Below are 22,766 nucleotides of genomic sequence, written 5' to 3' on the forward strand. Positions count from 1 at the left end.
AGCGCTCAGGCTTCGTTGTTCAGACCTCCAGGACTGACCGGAAGCACTGCCCCCCCCTCGACGCCTCAACCCCTCAACGTCTCGACGCTTCACCCCCATCCTCCTTCGACCATCAACCATCACCCATTCACCTCCTCAGGCAGCACCTTGCCCGGATTCAGCCCCCCAGCCGGGTCCAGCGCCCGCTTGACCGTCCACAGGGCGCCCAGGGTGACGGGGTCCACGGCGTCGCGCATGAAGTCGCGTTTCATGGAGCCGATGCCGTGCTCGCCGCTCAGCACGCCGCCGTGGCGCAGGGCCACCAGGGCAATGCGGTGGGCGAGGTCATGCACCGCGTGCGAGTCATCCTGGCGGGGGTCAAAAAGGATGTTGGGGTGCAGGTTGCCGTCGCCAATGTGGCCGAACTGCACGACCGTGAAGGGGCTGGCGTCGCCCAGGGCGCGAATTTCGCGCACCACGTCCGGCAGGGCCGAGCGGGGCACGGCGATGTCCTCGTTCATGCGCTGGGGGCGAATGCGGCCCAGGGCGGGGCTGACGCTGCGCCGCGCCTGCCACAGTGCCGCTGCCTCGGCGTCGGACCCGGCGCGGCGCACGGTGCCGCCCGCCGCCGCGCAGGCCGCTTCCACCAGGGCGCGTTCCTCTTCCACGGTGGGCAGGTCGTCGCCGTCCGTGTCGATCAGCAGCACCGCCTCGGCGGCCCGGGGCAGGCCCAGACCCAGGTAGTCCTCCACGGCGTTGGTACACGCGCGGTCCATGAATTCCAGCTTGCTGGGCACCGCGCCCGCCGCAATCGCCTGACTGACTGCCTCGGCGCAGGCGCCCACCTCGGGGAAGTGGGCCATCAGGGTGCGGGTGAAGCGTGGGGGCGGCACCAGGCGCAGCGTGGCCTCGGTCATCAGGCCCAGGGTGCCCTCGGAACCGATCAGCAGGCCGGCCAGATCGTAGGCGTCGCGGGTCAGCTCGTGCACCTCGCCCGCTGCGTCCACCACCTGCAGCGCCCGCACGTAATCGCCGGTGACGCCGTACTTGAAGCACATGGGCCCGCCCGCGTTCTCGGCCAGATTCCCGCCGATGGTGCTCGTGCGCAGGGAGGCCGGATCCGGGGGGTAGATCAGGCCGTGGGGGCGCGCGGCGTCGCTGACGGCCAGCGTGACCACGCCCGCCTGCGCCCGGGCTTCGCGCCGGGAAGGGTCCACGCGCAGCGCGGTCATGCGGGTAAAGGAGATCACCAGCCCCGGGACGGCCGGCGCGGCGCCGCCCGAGAGGCCACTGGCCGCGCCGCGCCCCACGATGGGCACCCCGGCCGCGCGGGCAACCTGCACAGCCGCAACCACATCGGCCGTGGTTTCCGGCAGCACCACCGCCAGCGGCGTTTCCCCAAACTGAATGGCGTCGTAGCGGTAGTTGCGCCGCTCGGCCAGAGAGGTGAGCACCTGACGGGGAGCGAGGCGGCGCAGGAGGTCAGAGCTCAGTGGGGCGTGGTCGGTGGAAGCGGGGGCCTGTCTCTTCCCACGGCCCACGCCCCACTGCCCACTGCCCCTCACAGTTCCCCCCGGTACGCCCGGTCCAGCACTTCCAGGGTGTGCAGCACCGGTACCGGGCTGTGGGCGCGGCGCACATGGCTCTGAATCTGGGTGTGGCAACCGATGTTGCCGCTGGCAATCAGGTCCGGGGCCGTAGACAGTATGTTGGCCGCCTTGCGCTGGCCCAGGGCCGTGGCCAGTTCGGGCTGCTCCAGGTTGTAGGTACCCGCCGAGCCGCAGCACAGGTCACCTTCGGGCACCTCCAGCACCGTGACCCCCGGAATGAAGCGCAGCAGGGCCCGGGGCGCGGCGCGCACCCCCTGGGCGTGGGCGAGGTGGCAGGCGTCGTGGTAGGCCACTTTCAGCGGGCGCGAGGCCGGCAGGGGCGGCATCAGCTCGCCGGCCTGCAGCAACCCGTGCAGGTACTCGCTGAGGTCCATGACCCGGGCGGCAAAGGCGTGGGCCTGCGCTTCATCTTGCTCGCCGCGCAGCACTGCCGGGTATTCCTTCAGGCCCGCGCCGCAGCCCGCCGCGTTGGACAGAATGGCGTCATAGTCGCCCGGATTGAAGGCCGCGAGGTTGGCGCGCACCAGCCGCAGGGCCTCGGCCCGCGCGCCGGTGTGCAGGGCGGCGGCGCCGCAGCAGCCCTGGCCCTCTGGCACCACCACCTCAATGCCGTTGCGGGCCAGCACACGCAGGGTAGCGGCGTTGAAGTTGGGGGCCAGCGCCTGCTGCGCGCAGCCCACCAGCAGGGCCACCCGGCCCCGCCGCGCACCCCGGGCGGGGGTGAACGGAGGACTGGGCTGCAGGGGCGGCACGGTTTCGGGCAGCAGGTCCAGCGGCGCGCGCAGGGCGGCGGGCAGCGCCGGCGCCAGCGGTTTGGCGAACTGCCCCACCCGCGCGGCCACGCTGAACAGCCTCGGGGCCGGCAGAATCTTCAGGATGGCCGACCTCTTGGCCCGGTTCAGCGACGAGCGCGCCCGCTGGGGCTCGCTCCAGCCGCGAAACGCCGTGATCAGCTCACCGTAGGGCACGCCGCTGGGGCAGGCGGTCACGCAGCCCTGGCAACCCAGGCAGCGGTCCAGATGCGGCGCGGCGTCCGCCAGGGACAGTCCGCCCTCCAGCACCTCTTTCATCAGCACGATGCGGCCACGCGGGCTGTCCATCTCGTCACCCAGCAGCGTGTAGGTGGGGCAGGCAGGCAGGCAGAAGCCGCAGTGCACGCAGGCGTCCACGGCGTGGGCCATCACCTCACCCTGCCCTCCAGGCACCGCCTCCCGGATCTCGTTGTTCACGCGGCCCCCGTCATGCGCCCCAGGATAGGCGGGCCGGCCGCAGGCGGGGCCGGGGCGGCTAGGTGAGATGGGCCAGCACGATTCGGGGAGGGCGACTCTCCTGCCCTCTCTCCCGTCCCGCAGGTCCCAGCGCTGCTCAGGACACAGGCACGCCCTCTGTTGCCCCGAACACCAGGCCCATCTGAAGCCGCTGCAGGGCGGCGCGCATGGCCTGGGCCAGCGCCGGACCATCGGGCCCGGCCACCACCACATGCCCGGCGGCGTCGCCGCTGAAACCCCGCGCCCAGCCCACCTCGCCGGGGGCAATGTTCAGCTGAGCCGACTCCACCCCCGGCAACCCCGTGAAGTCCGGCACCTGCAGGCACACGCCCTCCTGCGGCGGAAAGAGCATCCAGCCGCACAGCTGCGCCGGCTCCAGACCCCGGAGCTGGGCCTGCGCGGCAGCCTCATCCACTAGCCCGGCCTGCAGACGGCACTGCCACTCGTTCAGGTGGGGACCGCCGGCCCGGTGCAGCGTCTCGTTGATGCGCCCGCCCCCGGTGCGGCAGGCGATCTCGCACAGGGACAGCGAGCCGTCCTCGTGGACAAAGATCTCGGCATGGAAGGTGTGGCCGCTGGGCAGTTCCAGCGCCGCGCACGCCGCCCGCGCATACGCCTGCAGCGGCCCGAACAGCGGGTCCAGGCGGTCCAGCATGACGCTGCCGACCACCTGTGTGTGGGCAAAGGCGCCGATCTCCAGCCCCGGGGTGAGGTACTGGCTGGGCCAGCTCCAGACGACCTCTGACCCCGCCGCGAGGCCGTCCACGTGGTAAAGCCGCCCCGGGTGAAAGGTTTCCACGCACAGGTCCGACACGTATTCGGCGTAGGGCACGCGCGGGGCAAAGCCAGTGTCCAGAAACGCCGTCAGGGCCGCCGAGTCTGCAAGTTTGCGCCCGAAGACCGACCCCGAACTGGTCCGGGGTTTCACGAACACGGGCAGGCCGTGCGCCGCCACGAAGTCCAGCAGGTCCAGTGGATTGTGCAGCGCCGCGCCCGCGTGGGCCGGTAGCCCCGCCGCCTGCACCCGGGCGCGGGCCTGCACCTTGTCGCGGAAGCGGGTGGCGTTCGCCACGCTCTGCCCCGGCAGGCCCCAACGCTGGCGCAACCGGGCCGCGCGAATGACGTCATCCTCCCCAAAGGCCAGGATATGCGTCACGGGCCGCGTGCGGTGCAGGGCGTCCAGATCGGCGTACACGTTGCCGTTGTTCAGGTAGTTGGGGTAGGCGCGCACGAAGCCATACGCCGGATCGGCCCTCAGCACGGCCAGGGCCCCGTCCGGCACACTATCCTGGTCCAGCACCAGACTCAGGGCGCCGGGAGCCAGCCCGGGCAGCCACGCCGGAAACGCGAACTCGGTGGGGTCGTGTAGGGTCAGCAGCAGCAGATGGGGATCAGACATGGGGTCCTTTCGGTGGGGCCTGGGGCGCCACCAGCATTCCCTCCACCCTACTTCGGCGGCTCCCCTCCCCGCGCCGCAGAGGCGCCCTGGTTCCCGGCCCCTGGGGCAGACGCTTTTTTACTTCAGTTCACTTCGCGGCGGTTCGGGCAGACGGGCGGCAATCAGGGCGCTGGGCAACAGCAGGGCCAGACTGGCCAGGGCCGCCGTGGTGGGTGTGGTGGCGTCGGCCAGGGCGCCCACCAGAAACAGCAGCAGGCCCGCAAAGCCCCAGGAAAAGCCCATCATGATCGAGCTGGCCACCGCCACATGGCCCGGCGCGTATTCCTGTGCGGCCACCACGCCCACCGGAATGCTGGCGTTCACGGCCGCCCCCACCACGAAGGTCAGGGGGTAAAACCACCACTGGCCCGGGTGAGACAGAATCAGCCCGGCGAACAGCGGAATGGTGGTCAGAATGGCGCCGCGCAGCACGGGCACCCGGCCATGGCGGTCACTCAGGCGCCCGCCGATGATGCCGCCCACGGCGCTGGCCACCGAGTAGACCCCCAGGGTCAGCCCCACCTCGCGCGGGCCGAACCCCCGGCCCAGCAGCATGAAGGGCAACATGGCGTTGTAGCCCATGCTGGCCAGCGAGCGCAGCACCGCCATGCCCCACAGCCACGCCAGCGGGCCCCGGAAGATGCCCGCGTATTCCACCAGCGATACGCGCCGGGCCTTCTGGACCCCGGCAGGCGTGACCGCAAAGGTCACGGCGGCCACCCCCGCGCCGATCAGGGCGAACCAGGGCAGCTGCGTGAGGCCCACGCCCGCAAAGACGGGGCCCAACGCCATGCCAGCCGTGCCCCCGGCACTGAAGAGGCTGGCCCACAACCCCCGCTTGTCGGGCGGGCTGTGCTGGGCCACGTAGGCGGCCCCGGCCGGGTGAAAAAAGCCGCTGCCAAAACCCGCCACCGCCACCAGCAGCACCAGGGCGCCAAACCAGGGCATAAAGCCCATCAGGGTCAGGCCCAGGCCGGTCAGCAGCGGGCCCAGGGCGGCGGCGTAGCGGCGGTCCAGGCGCTCGCCCAGAATGCCCAGCAGGGGTTGCAGCACCGAACTCGTCAGCGAGTACACGCTGGACAGCAAGGTGACAGCCGCGATGCTCACGCCGTATTTGGCCTGCAGCGCCGGGGTCAGCGGAGTCAGCATGGCGCCGTAAGCGTCGTTGATGAAATGCCCGGCAGTCACGGCCAGCGCAATGGCCGTGGCGTGGCGGGTAGCGGTGACACGGGCCTGCATGGCGGCCAGGGTACTCCCGCAGCCCCGTGGGCCGTCCGGTCAGCCGGGCCAGTGGGGGGCCGGCCGCCGCCTTCATCTGGCCGTCAGATGAACTGTCACAACAATGTGACAGTTGTGCAAGACCACCCGCCTTAAGCTCGGGCCATGCCCGCCGTGTTCCGAGCTGCCATTGCCAGTGCCCTGCCCAGCGCAGACGGAGTGCGGGCCCGGCTGCTGGACCTGCCCGGCGTGGCGGTGCAGGCGCTGGCGGAATATTTCAGCGCCCACCTCCCCGAAGTGGATGTGCTGGTCGCCCTGCCCGGCGCCGAGGCCCTGGCGGCGGCCACCGCCTCGCTGCGCGGCACCTCTCTGGCGCCGTTTGATCCGGTGCGTGGCCTGCACACCCGGCCCGAGATGCGCGGCGTGCGCGGCCAGCCGGTGGCGGCCCTGCTGACCCCGGAATTGATTGACGGGCATCTGGAATTGCAGGCCCTGCTGCACGCCGAGCACCTGGGCTGGGAGGTGCGGGCAGTGGCCGCCGCGGTGGAGCGCACCACGGGCCCGGGCCGCGCCCGCCTGGAGTTCCAGGGCGTGCCCCTGCTGGTGCCGGTCCTGCTGGCCGACACCCCCGGCGGCCTGGTGTTCGAGCGCCGCATCCCACAGCCGGAGTAACTGGCGCCCAGAGAAGGCCAAAGCGAGAGACACGGAGAATGCGAAACAGAGGCCAGCGAGTGGCCTCTGCTGGTTTTGGTCAGGCGCGGGGGCGCGGCTTCGGTGTGCTTATCAATGGTGCGGGCCGTTTCAGATCTCCTGCCAGCAGCGGCGATGGACACGGCGTTTTTGCCCCTCTTCCCTTGCAAACTACCCGCACTCTTGCCAAACCGCTTTTGCACCGGGCAAGGTTGGCGTCCGGCTCACTCTGCCCCGGTTGCACCTTCCGGACTCTGGTGGTCCCGGGCGTACGCCCGCAGCGCCTCTTCCTCTGCCGGAATACGCACCCCCAGCAGCAGGGCCGCGTTCAGCAGTGTGAAGGCCAGGGCCGTGCGCCAGGCCCCCACAGCCAGCGGCGCGGCGGCCAGTTCCAGCGCCACCACCGCGTAATTGGGGTGCTTCAGGTACCGGAAGGGACCACCCGTGACCCGCTCCCCGCCGGGCACAATCAGAATGCGGGTGTTCCAGTAGCGGCCCAGCGTGCGAATCACCCAGTAGCGCAGCGGCTGGGCCAACAGCAGCAGCGCCAGGGCGGGCCAGTTCACCCGGCCGCCACGCCGCCCTTCCAGCAGGGTGGCCAGCAGCCAGGCCGGGTGCAGCACGAAAAACAGCGGGTAGTGCGCCTGGCCGTATTCCACCGCGCCCCGCTCGCGCGCCCAGCGTTCGTTGGCGCGGGCCACACGCAGTTCCAGCAGGCGCTGCACAATGAGGGCGCCCACCAGCAGCGGCGCGGCGTGCCGGGCCTTCACCGGGCCCCCAGCAGTTCATCGGCGGCCTGCTCGGCGTCCAGGTCGCCGTGCGCCACACGCCGGTACAGCTCGCCGCCCTGGGCACGGGCGCGGCGCAGCAACCGCTCCTGCACCAGCGTGCGCACCTCGTACTCGGCGCGGGCCGCGCGGCGGGCCAGCAGTCCAGCCTCGCCCAGGTGCTCCCGGTGGGCTTCCACCGCCGCGATCACAGTGTCTATCCCCTCGCCTTTGGCCGCGATGGTCTTGCGAATGGGCGCAAACCACGTGTGGGCGTCGTGGGCGCCCAGGCCCTGCGCGGCCATCAGTTCACGCATGGTGCGGTCGGCGCCGGGCAGGTCGGCCTTGTTCACGGCAATCACATCGGCAATTTCCATGATGCCGGCCTTGAAGGCCTGCACGCCGTCGCCGCCGGCCGGGGTCAGCACCAGCAGGGTGTGGTCACAGGCAGCGGCCACGTCCACCTCGCTCTGGCCCACGCCCACCGTTTCCAGAATCACCCAGTCAAAGCCCGCGCCTTCCAGCAGCGCCAGCACGCCCGGGGTGCGCTCCGAGAGGCCGCCCAGCGCCCCCCGGCTGGCCAGCGAGCGCACAAACACGCCGGGGTCGGCGTGATGGCGCAGCATGCGGATGCGGTCGCCCAGAATGGCCCCGCCGCTGTAGGGGCTGCTGGGGTCCACCGCCAGCACCGCCACGCGCTGAGCGCGCGCACGCAGCGTGGCTATCAGGGCGTCCACCAGTGTGCTTTTGCCGCTGCCGGGGCTGCCGGTGACGCCCAGCACGGCGGCGCGCTGGCCCTGGGCGGCCCGCTGCCGGGCGGCGCGCAGCAGGGGCCGGGCACTGTCCAGCCCTGCCTCGGCCAGGGTGACGGCGCGGGCCAGGGCGCGCAGGTCGCCGGCAAGGTAGCGCTCCAGCAGGGCGCCCGCAGGCGGGGCCGAGGGAACGCTCACAGACTTCTCCGGTCAGGGCACGAAGGGTGAGGGTGCATGTCGGGCCTCACCCTAGCGCACCGGCCCCGCCGGGCAGGCGCGGGCCCCGGGTCATCGCGCAGGCCCGCCGCGCCTCAGCCGCCCAGCACGCGCAGCACGTCAGCCGCGCCGTAGCCCGGGGCCCAGTCGCGCAGGCGGCCCAGGTCGTCGCCGCTGGTCAGCAGGGCCGCCTCTTCCACAGCGCCCCGCCCCACCTGCGCGTACCCGGCATCGGCCAGCAGGGCGTTGCACAGGCACTTGCGGCCCTGAGTGTTCTCCAGGGCGCCGCCTTTGGCCACGTAGGCCGCCACCGGCTCGGCGGGGCAGCGCCAGCCCACGCCGCCCTGCTCGGTGTGGTAGGCCTCGCGCAGGTACCCCAGATCGCACACCCGCGTCCGGGCGGCGTACACCCCGGGCTGGGCCAGGGTGCCCGGCAGCGCCACCACCTTGAAGGGAAAGCCGGTGGGCGAGGCGTGCAGGTCGGTGAGAACCTCCAGCGGCTCGCTGGCCGCGTGGGCCAGGACCGCCGCTTTCAGGTCGGCGCGCAGGCCCGATTCCTGGGCAAAGGCAAAGAGGGTGCCCACCTGAATGCCGGTGGCCCCCGCCGCCAGCGCGGCCTGCAGCCCCCCAGCGGCGCCGAAGCCGCCCGCCAGCCAGAAGGGCAGGCCCAGCGCGCGAATGGCAGACAGGTCGGCCGCGTCGCGCTCGCCGTACACCGGCTGGCCCTGGATGTCCAGCGTGAGGGGCCCGCGCGGCGGCGCGTTGTGCCCGCCCGCCGTGGGCCCCTCCACGATGAAGCCCTGCACCGCGCCGCTGGCCTTTCTCGCCAGCACCCCGGCCAGCACGTGCGAGGACACCACCGGGTAGAAGTTGGGCCGCGCCAGCGGCACGCGGGGCAGCCCGAAGTCGGCAGGATCAAAGGTGAGGGGCAGGGCTTCGCCGCCCCTGACGTCCAGCCGCAGCGTGGCCGGCTGCCCCGCCGCCAGGGCGTCCAGCACCCCCGGAATATCCCGGGGAATACCCGCGCCCATGATCACGGTGTCCACCCCGGCCAGCATCGCCCCGTACAGGGCGGGCAGGGTGTGCAGCTGCAACTTGGTGAGCAGGTTCAGCCCCACCGGGTGCGCGTGCCCCCCGCGGGCCAGCGCCACCTCGGCGTAGGCGCCCAGCAGGGTCATGGTCCAGGCGTCGCGGAAACGGGTGGCGGATGGCAGCGGCAACCGGGCGTAGGGCTCACCGGGCGCCCGGCCTCCGGAGCGGAAAAATCGCTGCAGGCACGCCTGGACCAGCGACGCCTGGGGAAAGGTGGCCAGCACGCGGCGCAGGTGCCCGCCCGGGTCGCCGTCCTGCAAGCGGCGCAGCAGCACCGTGTCAATACCGGTGCCGGACACCACCCCCAGTCCGCCGTGCTGCGACACGGTGCGGGCCAGCTGCCAGTCGGACACGGCGATGCCCATGCCGCCCTGAATGATGCGGGGCAGGGGCGCAGGAACACGGTGGGGGGCAGGCAGGCTGGTCATGGCACTCTTCCCTCTGGCTGCCGGCCGTGAGGGGGCGCGCGGCCAGTCCGCGGCGCCCCACGCCGCAGCGCAGGACTTCAGCGTGCGCGCCGCCCAGGGCCGCCCCCCCGACTCTGGGACGCCATGCAGGATTGAACTGCATCCCAAGCGCTCAGCCACGGGCGCCCAGGAGCAGGCCACAAAAAGCCGTGGCCTCTTCCTGACAGCACCAGGCCACGGCGATCTGGACAGCGACTGCGCCAGCTTCAGGTGGGCCAATCTCAGGGCGCCTGGCCCAGCACGTCGTCGGCCTCGGTGGCTTCCAGCAGAGTTTCCAGGTGGGCGTCGTCGTTGAAGCCCAGCAGCATGCCGCTGCCCTCGCCCAGCAGCACCCGGGTAATGGACGTGTTGGACACGCTCAGGCGGGCCCAGGCGTTGGCGGGCACCCCGCCCAGAGCCAGCCCCACCGCCACGCGCACCACGCCGCCGTGGGTAAAGACCAGCACGCGTCCCCCCGGGTGCTGGGCCCGCAGCGCCCCGAACGCCGCGCCGCTGCGGGCATACAGGTCTTCCATGCTCTCGCCGCCAGGGCGGCGGGTGCTCCAGGGCTCGGTGCCCAGGGCCTGCAGGTAGTCGGGGTAACGCGCGCGGATCTCGGCAATCACCAGCCCCGAAAGCTCGCCCACGTCAATCTCGCGCAGGCCCGGGTGGGTCTGCGGCGCCGGGGCCCCGTGCAGGCGCTCGGCCACAATCTGCGCGGTGCGCGAGGCCCGCTGCAGGTCACTGGTGTACACCGCGTCGAACGCCTGCCCGGTCAGGCGCTCCGCGAGGCTGGCGGCCTGCAGCACGCCGACAGGGCTGAGCGGCACATCCGCCTGCCCCTGATAGCGGCCGTCGGCGTTCCAGGTGCTCTCGCCGTGGCGCACCACCCAGAACTCGGTGGCCGTGGCGCGGTCAGGCGCGGCAAAGCCTGTGGGCGCCCGCTGGGCCGGACGCTGGGTCAAGGGGTGCCCCGGAACGCCACGCCCTGGCCCGGCACCATCTCGCCGATGGTCCAGGGCTGCTCGCCCGCCGCCTGCAGGGCCGCCAGCGCACTGGCCTCCTGGGCGGCCGGCACAATGAACAGAAAGCCCACGCCCATGTTCAGGGCCCGGAACGCTTCCTCGCGGCCCACCTGCGCGCGCGCCACAATCAGCTCGAAGACGGCCGGCACGGTCCACGACCCCAGGTCAATCTGCATGCCAAGGCCCTGTGGAAAGACGCGCGGCGGGTTGTCCACCAGTCCGCCCCCGGTGATGTGTGCCATGCCGCGCACATCCACCCCGGCCGCCTGCAGCGCCGCGAAGGCGTGCAGATACGCGCGGTGCGGCACGGGCAGCACCTGGGCCAGCGTCTGGCCGCCCAGGTCGGCGCGGGCCTCGGTCCAGTCCAGCTCGTCCAGCGCCATGCGGGCCAGGGAAAAGCCGTTCGTGTGCAGGCCGCTGCTGGGCAGGGCCAGCACGCGGTCCCCGGCCTGAATGCGCGCGCCGCTGATCAGCGCCGGGCGGTCCACCACCCCCACGATAGTGCCCACGATGTCCAGTTCGCCGTCCACGTAGACCCCAGGCATCTCGGCGGTTTCGCCGCCCAGCAGGGCCACGCCCAGCGCCTCGCAGGCCCCGGCCGCGCCCGTCACGATTTCCGCCACGCGCTCGGGCAGCAGCCGGCCCATGGCGACGTAATCCAGGAAAAACAGGGGGCGGGCCCCCTGCACCAGAATGTCGTTCACGCAGTGGTTCACGATATCGGCGCCCAGTCCGGCAAACTGCCCGGCGCGCACCGCCACCTTGGTCTTGGTACCCACGCCATCGGTGCTGGCCACCAGCACGGGGTCTTCCATGGTGCCAAAGGCGGCGCGGAACAGGCCGCCAAAGCCCCCCAGGCCGCCCAGCACGTTCGCTGTGTGGGTGCGGGCCACGGCCCCCTTCATCAGCGCCACCGCGCGGTGCCCGGCGTCAATACTGACCCCTGAGCGCTCGTAAGCCGACGCCGGAGCGCCTGTCGTGTTCCCTGTCATGAGCCTCCTGCCGTGGACCAAAGTCGGCGGTCACACGTTCCGCCGCCCAGTCTACCAAGGGTGACCGGCGCTGCACTTTGACCCAGCAGTGCCGCGTGCAGAAACCTGATACGGACTGCCGTCCATTTCCGGAGCATCCGGGAAGAAGGGGGATGTTCCCCGCCTTCGGCGCTGTTCCAGCCCAATTCCCGGAACTCCGCATCTTTTCCTGCTCCCTCCGGTCGAAAAAATTCCGTAACGAGTTACGGAATTTTTTCGGAACCCGTATGACAGCGCCCTGCTGGGCGGAGCCGGGTAGACGCCCTGCTCATCCCACGGGCCCGCCAATCAGCCATGCCACCCGAGTGAAACGGAACCTCTGCTTGCCCTCACTCGATGCGGCTGGCGTCGCGCTGGGCAACCTTTCCAGCGGTGTCCGGCTCCGCCCCGTCCGGCGTGCTGCCGCTGGCGCGACCCACCCGGCGGCGCCCCACCCACCAGCGCACCAGCGCCACGCCGCCCACAACCGCCGAGAGCAGCCCCAGCCCCCACATCAGGCGCTGGCCGCTGCCGCTGAGCCACACCACCAGGGCGGTCACGGGCAGGGCGCCAGCAGCGGTGGCCAGCATGAAGGGCCGGAACCCCATCTTGGCCGCCCCCGCCACCAGATTCATCACATCGGCCGACAGCACCGGCATCAGGCGCACCATCAGCACGCCCTGCACGCCGTGGCGCTGCGCGAAATCGTGGGCGGCCTTGCGCGCCCGTTCGCCCGCCAGGGTGCGCACCAGGGCGTCGCCCAGCAGGCGGCCCAGGCCGTAACCGGCAGCGGCCCCCAGCAGCGTGCCCAGGTACACGATGGCGAAGCCCTCGACCGGGCCGTAGGCACGCGCCGTCACCGCTGTCATGACCAGGGCCGGCAGCACCGGCAGCACCGCCTGCAACACGAACCCCCCCAGCAGGGCCAGGGGCCCGGCCCAGCCCAGCCCAGAGACGAACGCCTGCGTGACCTGCGGATCGCTGCTGGTCAGGGCGGCAAAGGCGCGCACCACAAATGCGCGGACCTCGGGGTGCAGGGCCAGTCCGGCCAGCAGCAGCGCGGCGCCCCCCAGAATCAACCAGCGCAGGTAGCGGGGGGGGTGGGCGGCGGCGGTCATCGAAGGCCCAGTGTAGAGCGCGCCCGGGTGAATTTCGTCCTCAAAAAGTGAAGCCGGCTCAGGGCAGCGGCAGACTCAGGCCGTCGCCGGCGTAGCGCCAGCCGGGCGGTAACTCGCCGGCGCCGCGCACGTCCACCCCATGCGAGAGGTGACTGAGCACCACCCGCCGCGCCGCGTGGGCCCAGGGCAGGGTCAGGGCCTCGCGCACGTCGTACACGCTGCGGCTTGCGTGCGGCGCGGCCGATTCGTCGGCAAACGAGGTGCCCAGCACCAGCAGGTCCAGCCCGCTCAGCCAGAGCGCAGCCGTCTCCTGCGGCACGTCTATGGCGTCGGTCATCACGGCAGCGGCCCAGCCAGGGCCGTCCAGCCGGAAGGCGTGGCTCTGGCCGTTGGCCCCATGCGGCACGGCAAAGGCCCGCACCTGTACCCCACCCAGCCAGACGCCTTCTTTCGGCCACACCTGCACGGGCGAGCGCAGCCGGAAGGCGTAGCCAAAGCGCTCGCGCAGCGCGGGAATGACGCTGGCCGGGGCATAGACCGGCAGGGCCCCGCCCGCATCCTGCACGTAGTCCAGCAGGTCGCCCAGCCCCAGCACATGGTCGTTGTGGGCGTGGGACAGCAGCACCATGCTGGGCACGAGCGGCCCCGGCAATCCGGCCAGGGCGCCGTGGGTGTCGGGGCCGGCGTCCAGCAGGGCAGTCTGGGCGCCCACCCTCAGCAGACTGGCGGTGCGGCGGCGGCGATTGGCACCCGTCGCGCGCGCCTCGGTGCAGACCGCGCAGCCACACCAGAAGCGCGGCACCCCCTTGCTATCGCCGGTGCCCAGCAGGGTCAGCGAGGCCGCCCGTGTCATGGCCGCCTCAGGGCTGGGCCATCAGATCGCGCGCGGCGCGCTGCAGATCACCGCTGCCTGCGAGGCTGGTGCCCACCAGCACCGCGTCGGCCAGGCCGCGCACGCCCGCCAGATCGGCCGGGGTGCGGTAGCCGCTTTCGGCCACCAGCACGCCGTCAAAGCCCGCTTCACGGGCGCGGCGAATCAGGCGCGGGCTCACCCCCAGGTCAATGTGCAGGGTCTTCAGGTCGCGGTTGTTCACCCCGATGATGCGCGCGCCGGTGGCCAGCGCGAGGTCCAGTTCGCGCTCGTCGTGGACCTCCACCAGGGCGTCCAGGCCCAGATGGTGCGCCATGGCCAGGAACTCGCCGGTGGCTTCCTGCAGCACGCTGACCATCAGCAGCGCGGCGCCCGCCCCCCACTCGGCGGCCTCGCGCAGCATGGCGGGATGGACCACAAAATCCTTACGCAGCGCGGGCAGGGTCACGCCCGCCACCACGTCGCGCAGGGCCTGGGCATCGCCGCCGAAGTGCCGGGGCTCGGTGAGCACACTGATGGCCGCCGCGCCCCCGGCCTGATACGCCCGGGCGGCCTGCCCAGGGTCCAGCGGCGCAATAGCGCCCTGGCTGGGGCTGGCGCGCTTGACCTCGGCAATCAGGGCGAGGCCGGGGCCGCGCAGGGCCGCCTCGAAGCGGCGCACCGCCGGCCGGGCCGCGCCCAGGGCCGGGTCGGCCGCGCGGTAATCGGCCACCCGCTCAGCCACGATGCGCCCCAGCACCCCTGGCACCCGGGAAAAGTCCCGCCCTGCCCCCACGTTCCCCGCTGTCATGCGGGCGAGGATAGCGCGGCGCGGCCCCGTGTTAGCCTGAGCAGGTATGACTCTTGCCCCCGGCAACGGCCCCGTTCAGATCACGCAGGAGCAGCTTCAGGCGCGCATTCAGGAAATCGCGGCCCGAATCCGCGAGGACTACCGTGGCCTGGAACCGCACCTGATCTGTGTGCTCAACGGTGCATTCATGTTCCACACCGACCTGGTGCGCGCCCTGAATATGCCCTGCACCATCGATTTCCTGCAGGCCAGCTCGTACGGAAACGCCAAGCAGAGCAGCGGCGAAGTGCGCATCGTCAAGGACCTGCAGTTTCCCATCAGTGACCGCCATGTGGTGCTGGTCGAAGACATCGTGGACACCGGCATTACCATGAACTACCTGCTGCACTACCTGGAAGGGCGCGGGCCCAGGAGCCTCAAGATTGCCGCCCTGCTGAGCAAACCCAGCCGCCGCAAGGTGGAGATTCCGGTGGAGTACCTGGGCTTTACCATCCCCGACGCCTTTGTGTATGGCTACGGCCTGGACCGCGCGCAGTTTGACCGGAATCTGCCGTTCATTACCAGCCAGGAGTAAGGGCGTTGATGGTTGAAAGGTGATGGTTGATGGAGAAAACATGGGCAGAGGCGCGGTTGCTTCTGCCCTTTGACCATCAAGCTTCTCCCATCTCCCATCAACCCCCCTCAGGGCACCCGCACCGTCGTCAGCATCGCAAAGTGGTCGCTGATCTTGGGGCGGTCCTGGCGGATGCGCTCAGCCGTGTGGGCCAGCCCCGGCGAGTAGAAGAAGTAGTCGATGGTGCGGTCAGGGCGGCCCACCGCCGGGTCGTTGGGAAAGTGGGTGAAATAGCGCGCCTCGCCTGTGTCGATCTGCGCCTCGTTGGGAAAGGCATCGTAGGCGTCCATCAGCGGCTTGAGTTCGGTTTCAGGGTTGAAGTAGGCGCGTTCGCGCTCCCGCAGGCGGGTATACGCCCCGGCCGTGCCCAGCAGGTTGAAGTCGCCGCCCATCAGCCAGGGGCCGGGGGTGGCGCGCAGCAACTCGCCAATGGCCGCCACCTGCTTTTGCATGGTGTCGCAACCCTGGGCAAAGGCGTCCATGTGGGTCTGGTAGGCGGTCAGGGGCGCGCCGCCCCGCACCGGCAACGTCACGCCCAGCACCGCGCGCCTGAAGTTGAAGGCCACGGTCAGCGGATCGCCGCAGATGCGCGGCAGGGCGTGGCGGGTCGCGCGCTCCAGCCGGTAGCGGCTGAGGGTGACCAGGCTCAGGCCCACCTTGCCCATGATCTTCGGGTGAGGCACGAACGCCGCGCGGTGGTAATAGGCGCTGGCCGCACACGGGTAGGCGCCCCCCAGCCGCGCCTGAAGCTGGGCCAGCTGGTCAGCATAATCGGTGCGCTTGCTGTCCTGGTCCACCTCCTGCAGCAGCAGCAGGTCGGGGTTTTCCTGGCGGATCACCGCCACCACCTCGTCCAGCGTGCGGGCCAGACTCTCGGGCGTGGGACGGGTGTGGGGGCCGTCGCCCGCCAGGGTGTCGTAGAAGAACACGTACCCGCGCCCGGCGAGGTACTGCACGTTCCAGCTCAGCACCTTGAGCGGCTGGCCGGCGTTCAGAGTGGGCGTGGCAGCGGGGCAGGTCAGCGCGGCGGCCTGCACAGGCTTTGGGTGGTCGGTCAGGGCGTACACCAGCGCGGCCAGCGCCCCCGCCAGCAGCAGCAGGCCCAGAAGCGCGCGCGGCCACCACCGCGCCCGGCGAGAATGAAGTCGCATGTTGAAGGGCAGTGTAGCGAAGAGGCCGCACGGAATGGAGCCGGCTGCCGCGCCCGGGGGCGCTCGCCCGGTTGGCCTGGGCTACCCTGCGGAGCATGAAGCGTCCCCTGGTTGTGTTCGCTGCCGCCGTGCTGCTTGTTCTGGCCGGGGCCGCCGCGTGGTGGCAGGGGGGCGCGCGCTGGCGGAGCGCGCTGTACTGCTTCGAGGAACCCGGGCAGGTGTGGGGACTGGCGCCCCTGCCCGCCGGAGCCACACCTGCCTGCCCCGAATCCCGCACCGTGCGGGCCGAGGTGCGCGCGGGCCAGACGCGCATTGAGCAGTACCTCTTTGCCGACTGGCAGCCCGAAACCGTGCTGAAACGGCTGGAGCGGGGCGGTTTTGCCCGCCTGACCACCCGCCCCGACGACGGCATTCAGTTCGAGGCCGTGCTCACGCGGGGCCGTGAACGCGTGCTGTACATCGCCGAGCACCGGGGCGCGGGCACGCTGGTGCATGTGGGGGGCACGCCCGTTCGGTAATCCCAGCCTCAACTGACCAGATGGCCGATGCCCAGGCCGGGCCCCGTGCGCTACACTGCCTGTCATGATCCGCTCTGCGCTTACCACCCGGGGACGACTCGACAGGCGCTAAGCCTTGTTCGAGCGTCCCCGGCTGCGTGCCGGGGCGCTTTTTTGTTGATGGGTGATGGCCTGAGGGTGATGGAAAACACCTTGGGCCCGCGCCCGCCTCCATCAACGATCAACCGTCAACCATCCACCCCTTGAAGGAGCCATGCCATGACCCAGACCAACAAAGCCGGCAGCATTAACATTCAGGAGCCGCGCATGGAGCGCTACAACCCCCACGCCATTGAGGGCAAGTGGCAGGCCTCCTGGGAGAGCAGCGGCCTGTACCGGTTCAACGAGGACGCGCCAGGCGAGAAGTTCTACGCGCTGACGATGTTTCCGTACCCCAGCGGCAATCTGCACATTGGGCACTGGTACGCGAACGTGGCGCCGGACGCCCGCGCGCGCTGGCTGCGGATGCGCGGCTATAACGTGCTGTTTCCCATGGGCTTCGACGCGTTCGGTCTGCCCGCCGAGAACGCCGCCATCAAGCACAGGACCAACCCTGCCACCTGGACCTACGCGAACATTGAGCGGATGACCGGGCAGTTCCAGGCGATGGGCACCATGATCGACTGGAGCCGTCAGTTCGCCACCTGCGACCCGGAGTACTACCGCTGGAACCAGTGGTTCTTCATCGAGTTCTACAAGCGCGGCCTGGCGTACAAGAAGGGCGGGCTGGTGAACTGGTGCCCGAAAGATCAGACGGTGCTGGCCAACGAGCAGGTCGTGAACGGCCACTGCGAGCGCTGCGGCGCGGCCGTGGAAAAACGCAACCTGAGCCAGTGGTACATGAAAATCACCGACTACGCCGACGAACTGCTGGACTTCAGCGGCGCGGACATGCCGGAGAAGGTGCGCCTGATGCAGACGAACTGGATCGGGAAGTCGGTGGGCGCCGAGGTGACCTTTCAGACGCCCGCTGGCCCCGAAACGGTATTCACCACCCGCCCCGACACCCTGATGGGCGCAACGTTCATGGTGCTGGCCCCCGAGCACGCCAAGGTGGGGGCGCTGACCACCGACGAGCAGCGTGAGGCCGTGGAGGCGTACGTGGCGGCGGCCGGCCGCAAAACCGACGTGGAGCGCCAGCAGGAGGGCGAGAAGACCGGCGTGTTCACGGGCGCCTACGCCACGCACCCCATCACCGGGCACCAGTTGCCGATCTGGGTGGCGGACTACGTGCTGGTCACGTACGGCACCGGCTCCATCATGGCGGTGCCCGCGCACGATGAGCGCGACTTTGCCTTTGCCCGGAAATTTGGCCTGGACATCGTGGAGGTCATTCGCCCGGAAGGCCATGAGCCGATGCCCAGGGACGCGACGGAACCCTACGCGGGCGACGGGCTGATCGTGAACTCGGGCGAGTTTGACGGCATGCCCGGCGGCAAGGCCAGTATTGCGGCGATCATTGAGCAGCTGGAGGCGCGCGGGATTGCCAGAGCCAGGACCACCTACCGCCTGCGCGACTGGCTGTTTGCCCGCCAGCGCTACTGGGGCACCCCGATTCCCTTCGTTCACTGCCCAGAGCACGGCGCGCAACCTGTCCCCGAGGACCAGCTGCCTGTCCGCCTGCCCGAGAACGTGGAGTTCACCCCGACCGGCCAGAGCCCCCTGAAACTGGACACAGAGTGGCTGAAGACCACCTGTCCCGTCTGCGGCGGCCCGGCCGAGCGCGACACCGACACCATGGACACCTTCGTGGACTCCAGCTGGTACATGTACCGCTACCTGAGCCCCGACTACCACGAGGGCCCCTTTAACCCCGCGAAAGACCCCATGATGCCTGTGGACCTGTACACGGGCGGTATTGAGCACGCCATCCTGCACCTGCTGTACTCGCGGTTCTGGGTGAAGGTCATGCGCGACATGGGCCTGACCAAGCACAGCGAACCCTTTGCCCGCCTGCGCAACCAGGGCATGATTCTGGGCGAGGACGGCGAGAAGATGAGCAAGAGCCGGGGCAACGTGGTGGACCCTGACGATCTGGTGCGCGAATACGGCGCCGATACGGTGCGCACCTATCTGCTGTTTATTGCTCCGTGGGAACTGGGCGGCCCCTGGGACCCGCAGGGCATCAACGGCCCGGCCAAGTGGCTGGGGCGCGTGTGGAACCTGTATTTCGAGGACAGCCCCGTGGGCCCCGCCGAAAAGGTCACGGACGCCGAGCTGCGCTACGCGGTGCACAGCACCCTGAAGAAGGTGGGGGCGGACTTTGACCGCCTGAGTTTCAACACGATTGTGGCCGCGCTGATGGAGCTGACCAACACGCTGGTGAAGGCCAAGCGTTCGCCGGTGTTCGGCACCCCCGCCTGGGACGAGGCCCTGCAGATCTTCAATCTGATGCTGGCTCCGGTCGTGCCCCACATTGCCGAGGAGATCTGGACCGAGCGCGGGGGCGCAACGAGCGTGCACACCCAGAACTGGCCCGCTGTGGACGAGGCGGCCGCCACCCGCGACACCGTCACCCTGGGCGTGCAGGTGAGCGGCAAGGTGCGCGGCGAGGTGACCATCTCCAAGACCGCCACCGCCGAGGAAGCCCTGGGCGCTGCCAGGGCCAATGCCGATGTGGCCCGCTTTATCGAGGGCAAGACGGTGGTCAAGGAGATTTACGTCCCGGGCCGGATCATCAATATCGTTGTGAAAGTCGGCAACTAAAAATTGCAGACAGTAAAAGACCCCCGCTCCGGCACAGGCCAGGGCGGGGGTCTCTTCTGCGGGACGCCTCTGATGCTGAAGCATCCTGGGAAGCGCGCAGGGGTGCTGTTCTATTGCCGGCGTCCCGGCTTTTCTCTTGTTCGCCCTGCGACGGCGCTCTGCGGTCCACTCCCCCCTCGCCTGCGGCTCACCTGAGACGGACGGCCATCCATTTCCGGAACCTCCGGGAAGAAGGGGGATGTTCCTCGCCTTCAGCTGGGAGCAGCCCATTACCCGGAACTCCGCATCTGTTCCTGCTCGGCTCCGCAGCTCTCCGGGTCCCTCTAGCACAGAACACATGAGGAATCAGCGCCTGGATCAGCTCCGGCACGCCCGTGCAGTACCACCAGCCGTATAGCACCCAATAAAAAATGCCCTTGCCTACCCGAAGGCAAGAGAGCTGAAAACCGCGCACGCAGCTCCCCGCAGCGCGTCCTTGGGGGTGATAAGTAGCTCGCTGTTGATCTTTAGATCAACCGAGCAGAGCGAGTATCGAAAAAAGGACGTTGCACCTCACGTTACGACTTTGCAGGAGAGCACCGCAAAGTCTCCACTCCCGGTGCAACGTCCTTAGGTGTCAGAGCAGCGGCCCTACGAGCCCCCTTCATCCCACCGCTCTTCATGGCAGGGCTCGATAAACTCCGCGTCCAGCCAGTCTTCGGCGGCGCCCGGGTCCTCGCCAGCGGCCAGCAGTTGCGGGTGCCAGATGGACCAGACCCCGGCTCGGGTCTCGGGGTGGCAGCCCAGATAATCGGCCAGGGCGGCGCGCGTTTCGGGGATAGGGCCCTGGGTGCTGCGGTTCCGGTCGGCGTGGTAGGCCGCGTCCAGCAGGTCGGCGATTTCCACCAGGGTCAGGGCGTCGGGGCGCATGGAGCCAGGGTACGACAGCGTGCCCACTGCAGCCGCAAGGGCACAGTGCGGCACCGGCCAGTTCGCGCCAGGCCGCAGCAGAGGGACGGTGCGCGGTAAAGGCACCGTCCCTCTGCTGCGGCCTGCGTTCCTGCTGCTCCCGGTTTACATCAGGCTGCGGATTTTCTTCTCCAGTTCCTTGGCCACGGCGCCCACACCGGCGTTCAGGGTCTGGCTGCTCAGGTGCCAGTTGCCCTTGCGCTCAATCTCGCTGGCGAACATGCTGGCCATGCCGGTGGCGCGGCGGTCCACCTCCAGAATCACGTCCAGGCCGCCCATCTGCGGGAAGATCATCATCTCGATTTCCGCAATCTTGTACTGGCCGTGCGGTGGGCGGAAGCTGATTTCCTGGGCAATGCGGCCGTGGTGGTATTCCACCTCGCTGCCCGAAATCTGAAAGCCCAGCTTCTGCGCAGCATTAAACAGCACTTCCATTTCCTTGCTGGGCATCACCTGCAGCTGGTCCTGATCGCCGGGATCAGCCGCGCCGGCAATGTCGGCGTCGGTGGCCAGCCAGACGCGGGTGCCGCTGAGGGTCAGGGGCGTGCCTGCCGGCACCGGAATGCTGAAAGGGAATTCGCGGCGCTCGCCGGCACGCAGCTCGAAGCCGGGAATCACCGGCACCTTGCTCAGCTGGTGCTGCACGTAAGTGTCGTCGGCCTTGTACATGGTGGCCAGCCCCAGGTTGACGCGCTCAATGCGCTGGTCCACACCGCCGCCCTGCACCACCACGACACCATTGACGCTCTCGCCAATACGCACAGTGGCGTTGTGCACCTGGGCGTCCACTTTCGCTCCACCCACACCGACGGCTGCCATCATTCGTTTCAAGAATCCCATACGACCCCCTGTACGCCTGCGGCGTTTGAAAAGTTCCCAAGGTAACGATTGCGCCTCAGCTTAAACCTTTTTAGCACTGCGGCTGGGCTTGGCCGGGAGCACCTGCCCGGCAGCGGTCATGGCGGCGCCCACGATCCCGGCCTCATTCAGCAGCTGCGCGGGCACGACGCGGCTGCGCTCCAGGGTCAGGTGTGGGCCCCACTTGTCCGCCTTTTTGCTGATGCCGCCGCCGATAATGAACAGTTCCGGGCTGAACAGCAGTTCCAGGTGTTGCAGGTAGGTGCAGGCGCGCTTGCTCCACTGTTTCCAGTTCAGGTCGTCGCGCTCGCGGGCGCGGTCAGAAGCCCACGTCTCGGCGTGCTTGTCGCGCAGCCACAGGTGCCCCAGTTCGGTGTTGGGCACCAGCACGCCACCATGAATCAGGGCGCTGCCAATGCCGGTGCCGAAGGTCAGCACGAGCACGGTGCCTGTCTGCCCGGCGCCCGCTCCAAAGCGGGCCTCGGCCAGCCCAGCGGCGTCGGCGTCGTTGATCAGAAACACGTCGTGGTCAGTGGCCTGGGTCAGCAGGTCGTCGGCATTCAGGCCAATCCAGTCGGCGTGAACGTTGGCCGCCGACAGCGTGTGCCCGCGCTGCACGATGCCGGGGAAGGTGACGCCCACAGGCCCCGGCAACCCAAAATGGGCCACCAGTTCCGCCACCACGGCCTTCACCGCTTCCGGCGCGGCGCCTTCCGGGGTGGGAATGCGGCGGCGCTCGGCCACCAGCTGACCCGTGGCCGTATCCACGGGCGCGCCCTTGATGCCACTGCCACCAATGTCTATGCCCAGGATGACGGTCATATGGGCCACAGCGTACCAGAGCCGCCTGCAGCGCCCTTTGGCCCCCCCTGTTTGAACAGGGTGCAATTTTGAACCTGGCACGCTATACCTTGGGGAATCATGGATTCCACCTCGCTGCGCGAACGCCAGAAGGAGCGCCGCCGCGCCCGCATCTATTCGGTTGCCATTGACCTGTTCAAGCGCGGCGGGTTCCAGACCACCACCGCCACGGATATTGCCCGGGCCAGCAACGTGTCGCGCGGCACTTTTTTCAACTATTACCCCTACAAAGAAGCGGTGCTGCTGGACTACGGCAGCGAGGTCATGAACCGCCTGCGTGACCACGCCGAGTCCCGCCTGCACGAGGGCGCGCCGCCCCTGACGGTGCTGTACGAGATCTGGGACCGGCTGGCCGAGGAAAACACCCGCGAGCGCGACCTGTTTCCGCCGCTGGCCTATGAGGTGATGAACCCCAACCCCGAGCGGGCCCGCACCGCGTACCAAGCCCTGCCGCTGAGCAAGGTCATTGAACTGATTCTGCGCCCCCTGCACCACGCCGGGCAGATGCGCACCGACCTGAGCCTGCAGCGCATCAGCAATCTGATTGCCGACACCTACCTGATGGTGGCGCTGCGCTGGAGTGCCTACGGCACCGAGCGCCCCCTGCGTGAGGAGATGCGTCTGGCCCTGGGGCTGCTGCTCGAAGGCGCGATCAAGCGCGAGGGGCGAAGCTGAGCCCAAGCGGGCTAGGCCCGGGTACTGCTTTTCTCTGGCGCGGCTGGGGGTCACTGTGCCCCCAGCCGCGCCGTTCTGGACGGCCCCCGGCCACACCATACCCTGGG

21 protein-coding genes are annotated in these 22,766 nt (G+C 69.8%); 5 read left to right on the forward strand and 16 right to left on the reverse strand.

Going from position 1 to position 22,766, the window contains the following annotated elements; genetic code table 11:
* Positions 1–119 precede the first annotated feature (119 nt).
* The 4 genes from C8263_RS03735 to C8263_RS03750 all read right to left on the reverse strand — a co-directional run bounded on the left by C8263_RS03735 (position 120) and on the right by C8263_RS03750 (position 5,534).
* Positions 120–1,472: an FAD-binding oxidoreductase gene (locus C8263_RS03735; protein ID WP_408608036.1), complete on the reverse strand. Its 1,353-nt coding sequence runs from the start codon at positions 1,470–1,472 to the stop codon at positions 120–122.
* Positions 1,473–1,540: 68 nt separating this feature from the next.
* Positions 1,541–2,818: a glycolate oxidase subunit GlcF gene (gene glcF, locus C8263_RS03740; RefSeq protein WP_107136783.1), complete on the reverse strand. Its 1,278-nt coding sequence runs from the start codon at positions 2,816–2,818 to the stop codon at positions 1,541–1,543.
* 136 nt (positions 2,819–2,954) lie between these two features.
* On the reverse strand, positions 2,955–4,256 hold the full coding sequence (locus C8263_RS03745; RefSeq protein WP_107136784.1) for an ATP-grasp domain-containing protein: 1,302 nt from the start codon (positions 4,254–4,256) through the stop codon (positions 2,955–2,957).
* Between the two features lie 117 nt (positions 4,257–4,373).
* Positions 4,374–5,534, reverse strand: a complete 1,161-nt coding sequence (locus C8263_RS03750; RefSeq protein WP_107136785.1) for an MFS transporter — start codon at positions 5,532–5,534, stop codon at positions 4,374–4,376.
* Between the two features lie 144 nt (positions 5,535–5,678).
* Between C8263_RS03750 and C8263_RS03755 the strand changes: the two genes are divergently transcribed.
* Positions 5,679–6,185, forward strand: coding sequence for a hypothetical protein (locus C8263_RS03755; RefSeq protein WP_107136786.1), 507 nt, complete (start codon positions 5,679–5,681; stop codon positions 6,183–6,185).
* A gap of 242 nt (positions 6,186–6,427) precedes the next feature.
* Here the strand turns inward: C8263_RS03755 and C8263_RS03760 are convergent, their stop codons facing one another.
* From C8263_RS03760 to trpC, 8 genes are all read right to left on the reverse strand, one after another.
* Complete coding sequence (locus C8263_RS03760) at positions 6,428–6,973, reverse strand: isoprenylcysteine carboxyl methyltransferase family protein (RefSeq protein WP_107136787.1); 546 nt, start codon at positions 6,971–6,973, stop codon at positions 6,428–6,430.
* Entirely contained in the window at positions 6,970–7,920 is a 951-nt protein-coding gene (gene meaB / locus C8263_RS03765) for a methylmalonyl Co-A mutase-associated GTPase MeaB (RefSeq protein ID WP_233218630.1), read from the reverse strand. The genes C8263_RS03760 and meaB overlap by 4 nt, the downstream gene beginning before the upstream one ends.
* Positions 7,921–8,033: 113 nt before the next feature.
* Positions 8,034–9,458 carry a nitronate monooxygenase gene (locus C8263_RS03770; protein WP_233218631.1) on the reverse strand — a complete coding sequence of 475 codons (1,425 nt, stop codon included), beginning with the start codon at positions 9,456–9,458 and terminating at the stop codon, positions 8,034–8,036.
* 260 nt (positions 9,459–9,718) lie between these two features.
* The gene (locus tag C8263_RS03775; protein WP_107136788.1) at positions 9,719–10,441 is read right to left on the reverse strand and encodes a histidine phosphatase family protein; all 723 of its coding nucleotides are present in this window, start codon (positions 10,439–10,441) and stop codon (positions 9,719–9,721) included.
* The gene (gene purM, locus C8263_RS03780) at positions 10,438–11,493 is read right to left on the reverse strand and encodes a phosphoribosylformylglycinamidine cyclo-ligase (RefSeq protein WP_107136789.1); all 1,056 of its coding nucleotides are present in this window, start codon (positions 11,491–11,493) and stop codon (positions 10,438–10,440) included. The genes C8263_RS03775 and purM overlap by 4 nt, the downstream gene beginning before the upstream one ends.
* Before the next feature lie 368 nt (positions 11,494–11,861).
* Entirely contained in the window at positions 11,862–12,629 is a 768-nt protein-coding gene (locus C8263_RS03785; protein WP_107136790.1) for a TVP38/TMEM64 family protein, read from the reverse strand.
* Between the two features lie 58 nt (positions 12,630–12,687).
* Positions 12,688–13,482, reverse strand: coding sequence for an MBL fold metallo-hydrolase (locus C8263_RS03790; RefSeq protein ID WP_107136791.1), 795 nt, complete (start codon positions 13,480–13,482; stop codon positions 12,688–12,690).
* Between the two features lie 7 nt (positions 13,483–13,489).
* Positions 13,490–14,290, reverse strand: a complete 801-nt coding sequence (gene trpC, locus C8263_RS03795; protein WP_107136792.1) for an indole-3-glycerol phosphate synthase TrpC — start codon at positions 14,288–14,290, stop codon at positions 13,490–13,492.
* Between the two features lie 46 nt (positions 14,291–14,336).
* Between trpC and hpt the strand changes: the two genes are divergently transcribed.
* The gene (hpt, locus tag C8263_RS03800) at positions 14,337–14,864 is read left to right on the forward strand and encodes a hypoxanthine phosphoribosyltransferase (protein ID WP_107136793.1); all 528 of its coding nucleotides are present in this window, start codon (positions 14,337–14,339) and stop codon (positions 14,862–14,864) included.
* Positions 14,865–14,971: 107 nt separating this feature from the next.
* On the opposite strand, the gene C8263_RS03805 is transcribed toward hpt, so the two are convergent.
* Entirely contained in the window at positions 14,972–16,054 is a 1,083-nt protein-coding gene (locus C8263_RS03805) for an endonuclease/exonuclease/phosphatase family protein (protein ID WP_107136794.1), read from the reverse strand.
* Between the two features lie 95 nt (positions 16,055–16,149).
* Here C8263_RS03805 and C8263_RS03810 point away from each other — a divergent pair, with 95 nt between their 5' ends.
* Both C8263_RS03810 and leuS read left to right on the forward strand, forming a co-directional pair.
* Entirely contained in the window at positions 16,150–16,572 is a 423-nt protein-coding gene (locus C8263_RS03810) for a hypothetical protein (RefSeq protein ID WP_107136795.1), read from the forward strand.
* Positions 16,573–16,830: 258 nt separating this feature from the next.
* On the forward strand, positions 16,831–19,317 hold the full coding sequence (leuS, locus tag C8263_RS03815; protein WP_107136796.1) for a leucine--tRNA ligase: 2,487 nt from the start codon (positions 16,831–16,833) through the stop codon (positions 19,315–19,317).
* Positions 19,318–19,947: 630 nt separating this feature from the next.
* Here leuS and C8263_RS03820 read toward each other — a convergent pair.
* The 3 genes from C8263_RS03820 to ppgK form a co-directional block, all read right to left on the reverse strand.
* Entirely contained in the window at positions 19,948–20,226 is a 279-nt protein-coding gene (locus C8263_RS03820; protein WP_107136797.1) for a hypothetical protein, read from the reverse strand.
* A 144-nt stretch (positions 20,227–20,370) separates the two neighbouring features.
* Positions 20,371–21,105 (reverse strand): sporulation protein, encoded by a 735-nt coding sequence (locus C8263_RS03825; RefSeq protein ID WP_107136798.1) that lies wholly within the window; start codon positions 21,103–21,105, stop codon positions 20,371–20,373.
* A 60-nt stretch (positions 21,106–21,165) separates the two neighbouring features.
* Positions 21,166–21,945, reverse strand: a complete 780-nt coding sequence (ppgK, locus tag C8263_RS03830) for a polyphosphate--glucose phosphotransferase (RefSeq protein WP_107136799.1) — start codon at positions 21,943–21,945, stop codon at positions 21,166–21,168.
* A gap of 99 nt (positions 21,946–22,044) precedes the next feature.
* Here ppgK and C8263_RS03835 point away from each other — a divergent pair, with 99 nt between their 5' ends.
* Positions 22,045–22,659, forward strand: a complete 615-nt coding sequence (locus tag C8263_RS03835) for a TetR/AcrR family transcriptional regulator (RefSeq protein WP_107136800.1) — start codon at positions 22,045–22,047, stop codon at positions 22,657–22,659.
* Positions 22,660–22,766 lie beyond the last annotated feature (107 nt).

The organism is Deinococcus arcticus (assembly GCF_003028415.1).
Classification (GTDB): domain Bacteria; phylum Deinococcota; class Deinococci; order Deinococcales; family Deinococcaceae; genus Deinococcus; species Deinococcus arcticus.